Genomic DNA, 4,370 nt, shown 5'->3' with positions numbered 1-4,370 from the left:
CTATTGAAATTTGCACGGTATTCGCAGAACTCGCGCACGTCAAGGGAAAAGCCGGCTAGCGGAGTAGTAGTAGCATTCAAGGTGCCAACCGTGTACTCGCCGTCGATCAGTTGAGCATCGCTAACTCGAAAGCTAACCTGGCTCTCGTTGTTTACATCTTTATCCGCTTCGGCTACCGGCACCACTTCGTATACGCTACCATTTTTGCGCAGCAGCACGTAGTTGTTTTTAATCGTAGAAAAGATTCTTCCAGGATGTACTTTGTACAGATCAAACCGCAAGGTAGCATCTAGCGCCCCGGTCTTGTCTACGTACCAACTGCGCGCCCACCGTTCTTGCACCGTAGCGGGCAGATCAGTGGTGGCGGTGCCGTGCGGGGTGTTGTGGTGGCCTGCCAGCAGGTAGTCGCCATTGTCCAGCGCAGTAACATCAGCTATTAATCGTAGTGCATCGCCCTGTGCTTGGATATTCTGCACGTCGTCTTCCTGTCCAACACCAATTACATCATAGTCGAAGTTGCCGTTGGCTACCAAGTCTCCGGAGTAATGGTCGTTAGCAATAGGAAGGTCATACTTGGCACTTAGGTAGTTCTCCAAGATGATCCGCTGTGCACCCGCTAGCGCTCTGCGGTAGAAGATAATTTCGGCAATGTCTACCGATGAATAGTCAGTACTGTTAAATCCCCGCCCCAACGCTGCTCCGGCCCAACTTGCTAATGGTGTGTTGCCGGTAGCGGTACCAATTAAGCTACTGTTCTCGTATAGGTTGCGGGCCGGACTCGCGGTTTGTTCAAGGGTGCCGGTAAAAATAGCGAACTGATTGACCCCATTGTTTACGTAATCCCCTGGTTCAACTTCCACTTCGTTATTGCCGCCGCCGAACTGAGAGAAACGGAATTTACTGTTTGTATTACCCCGCCAGCCAAGATAGAGATTGTTGGTGTTCGCTCCGGCCGAACCGTACAGCACCCACCCATCGTCGCTTGTGGTCGTGCGGCGGGCGGCTACCGCAATTACCGTATAATCACGCTGTAAGATACCGTTCGCATTCGTATTGAGGGCGGCCGGTAAGTCAAGCCGGTCGTCACTGCCATCGAATCGCAATACAGGGAGCCCGTTGAGTGCCCCAGTGGTGAATAGGGGTTGACGCCCCGCCGTCGCGTGGGTGGCATCACCAGTGTTACCGGATCGATCCGTCCAGGAGACTACGGCATCACCGTTGGCTGCGTCTAATGCTGAAGCATCAAGCCAAGTTCTAAGAATGCTATTGGAGTTTACGTTTCCCACTCCGCCCGGACCGGTTTGGCTGAGTACGGTATTGAAATTTGCTAGTAAACAGAAGATGATTAGTGTGAGGATACTTTTAACAAGGATGAAATGCTTCATTCTTCAGATTATTGATCAATAATAAGGAGCGGAGGAGGTCTGCAATGGAAAATAGAAAGCAATAATATGGATAGCTACACGGACGTGCTGTGCAACGTCAGCAAATAGTATACAATGTCCGGTGTACTTTCTTTTAGCAGTCTTTTTTAAATCGTTCCATCCGTTCAGGATGAATCAAAAAATATATCAAAAAGATAGGCGAAAAATAATTAGTGTATTTGCTTGAAATTCAATACGTTAACACTAAGTATTAATAGAATTAAGGTATGCATTACTTTATTTACCAATATAGGGCAGCGTCGAGCGTAAGCGTTAAAGAGAAAATGGGATGGTTATATATCTATCGAAAAATTCCAGAAACTAAAGCAAATACTACACTTAACTTAGGTATATTACATTGGTGAATCCATAGAGAACACGTAATAAGTTGAGTTAAATAGCCAACGTAGTGCTTCTTAATAATCTTAGTCAATAGGCAGTATCTCAGTTGTAACACTCTTGAATGGGATAGGCTCCTTGGTGTGCTATCCGATCATCCGGCTTAAAACAATAGTCTTGCGGAGTTGAGGTAATTTTTTTAATCGCCCTTTTTGTTATGGCAAGCAATGCCTTTTTAGTGAATCTGGTCATACGCTATCTAAATCCAACGTTTCCAAGAAGCTGTTTCATCTGATTCTTTTGGTTAAGAATGGCTAAAATTAAGCTGTCTCAGTTATCATACTTTCATTAAATAACGCTACTATTCTCCTCAAAAATACCCTGATGTATCTCATTTTTCCCTCAAAATTTCTAACTGAAGCTTCTTAAATATTGACCAAAATTACTCACGTACTCTGTAGCCTCTTCTTCTAACAATAATATAGAAAAACCGCTCTATCATTGTGGCTGGCAACGATACACTTACCAAAGTTTTAATATGCTTAAGTTTATCTCAATTAGTCTACTGCAAGTCTTCATTATCGCGTTACCTACGTTGGGGCAGAACAACACTTGGGTTGAAACCAACACCGGCATTGGTTCACTAGGTGAGTTTGATGTTGTTTCGATATTAATTACGGACAACGCAAACGTTTACGCCGCTATCCGCCAGCATAGCGCGGGCGAAGAAAAAGACGGTATCTATAAGTACAATCCGGCTACGGAAAGTTGGACTAAAATAGCAGATCGGTTAAATCAGTACGGCTATTCGGCACTAGTTAGCAGTGGCAATCGTATTTTCGCAATTCCGGGGGGTAATAGTCAAACACTCTATGAGTTGAATCTAGCTACCGGAGAGTGGGAGAAAATCCTGGAAGTACCTGACTATGGCTTGAGTTTAAGTCGGGGGCTAGATGCGGTTGATAACAAGCTATACCTTCCCTGCCGAATAGAGAGCGACAAAGACATTGAGCGCTTTCCGGCCAGGAAATTCCGGAAAAACGAAGAGTTTGTTATAGAAGTAAATGCCGACAACGGAGAGTTTACGCTATTAAGAAATGTCGATAATCCTCTTATTATCGGACCTAAGGGAGGAAATCCCCAAAACCCCATTGCGCTAAAAAACGGCAAAGTATATCACTACAGTACGTTTGATTACCGAGATACCGATGGAACCGGAGGCCTGTACGAATGGGATGGTGAAATTTGGAATCCTGCCTCCTACGGGTTAAACGCCATCAATATTACGGGTTCGGGATTTGGCCCTATCGGCCCAATATACGCTGATGCTAATCACGAAAAATTGTTTGTTCGCACCGAGCAGGGGTTTTACGAAAAAGCAGACGATGGTTGGTTTAAGTATTTCTACCGAACTAGTGCTAAATTCTTTATTTCTCCTGACTTTATGTTTGTTAGCCAGAGTGACGGAAGCATCTTGAAAGTAGACCGCGCAGTAAGACAGGAGCTACCTAATGAAGCGCTTAGCTGTATTCAATCTATACAAAACTTTATTACACCGGATAATGGCCAAAGTTTCTTTGCTGAGATCAGAACGCGGCGCGATGCTAACGGCAACTGTTCTGATAACCAGGATATAGAGCAAAAAACCGGAATCTATCGCTACGTACCCAACGGAAACCCAGCCGGAACAGTAAAGAACCTGCATATTGAAAATGGTACTTACGTGGGTGGTCGCGGCAGTAATTTTGCCGCAGAGTCTGGCATTACCCCCGCTGGCAAGCTACTTTTAGCGGGCACTTTTCACGATAATATGGGAGTAGCTCCTACAGCCTTATTAAATGCCAATAGCGAGTCTACCGGTAAAGTGTACGTTATGGATCAGTGGGGCACTGCCGTGGAGCAAACCTTGGTGTTGGGCGATGCAATCTACGACATGGATATTGACGAAATAACCGGCGAAGTGGCTCTGTTAGGCAACTTCGGGGTAGCTGTTCTACATTCGGATTTTACGCTGAAGTGGAGTGATTTGGCTACGGTACCCGACGGCGAAGATGGTAGCTATCGCCCTCGGATTTCACTAGCAGCCGATGGTAAAGTAGTAGCGGTAGTTCAGGATAGCGACAAAACAGTAGTTCGCCTTTACGCTGCCAATGGCTCTGTGCTTCATGACAATACCGAACTCTACGATCAGGATAAAAAGATCTATGATCTTGAGATTAGCAGCGACGCTAACCATCAGCAGTACTATGTATGCGGCTTTACCCAAGCTCATTCCAATCTTCAGGTTGCCTATTTGCAGGCGTATGACTTTTCGTCGGCAGCCCACCGAAACTGGCGCACTTGGGGATTTTCAGTCGGCGGTTCGGAAGGATTAAGTCTGTCAGACAACGGAGCTGACACTCGGGCTTACCGGATTAAAGCCCGGAATGGGGGCGATGTTTACGTAGCCGGCGAAAGTGCCGGAGGCGGACCGGGCGGGTTTAGCATATTTGCTTACAACGGAAAAGACTTGAAGACCAAAGTCGCTGATCAGAATAATGACTTCTTTACCGACGGAACTAATTCTAGTGGCCCCAGCCATATCACGTTTTTGTCTCGGATCAACCC

At 45.9% G+C, this 4,370-nt stretch carries 2 protein-coding genes; one reads left to right on the top strand and one right to left on the bottom strand.

What is annotated here, in order from left to right:
• A partial coding sequence (locus tag WBA23_RS26210) for a hypothetical protein (protein WP_424585231.1) occupies positions 1-1,385 on the bottom strand: 1,385 nt, incomplete at its 3' end.
• A 916-nt stretch (positions 1,386-2,301) separates the two neighbouring features.
• Between WBA23_RS26210 and WBA23_RS26205 the strand changes: the two genes are divergently transcribed.
• A partial coding sequence (locus WBA23_RS26205; protein WP_424585230.1) for a hypothetical protein occupies positions 2,302-4,370 on the top strand: 2,069 nt, incomplete at its 3' end.

The organism is Tunicatimonas sp., assembly GCF_049647865.1.
GTDB lineage: Bacteria > Bacteroidota > Bacteroidia > Cytophagales > Cyclobacteriaceae > Tunicatimonas.
The sequence above is the reverse complement of the archived record's forward strand: the minus strand, read 5'-3'. Positions and strand labels throughout refer to the sequence as shown.